Consider the following 287-nt stretch of genomic DNA (forward strand, 5'->3'; position numbering starts at 1 on the left):
GGCGCCGCCGTGCGTGACGTCTTGAGCGTGCTGGCGCGCCGCTTTCCGCTCGTCGAGGTGGAAATCCTGCCGGTGCTGGTGCAGGGCCGTGAGGCGCCCGCCCAGATCCGCGCGATGCTGGAGCGGGCGGACGCCAGCGGCCGCTACGACGCCCTGCTGCTGACCCGCGGTGGCGGCTCGCTGGAGGATCTGTTCGCTTTCAACGACGAAGCGCTGGCCCGCTGCATCGCGCGCCTGCGTACGCCGCTGGTCTCCGCCGTCGGCCATGAGATCGACTTCAGCATCAG

General features: G+C 71.1%; 1 protein-coding gene. It reads left to right on the top strand.

Translation table 11 applies throughout. The features are described 5' to 3' along the window. Positions 1 to 287 (top strand): exodeoxyribonuclease VII large subunit (locus FLQ44_RS21875; RefSeq protein ID WP_276607908.1); only part of this gene is annotated, 287 nt, incomplete at both ends.

The organism is Vogesella mureinivorans, from assembly GCF_007644035.1.
Classification (GTDB): domain Bacteria; phylum Pseudomonadota; class Gammaproteobacteria; order Burkholderiales; family Chromobacteriaceae; genus Vogesella; species Vogesella mureinivorans.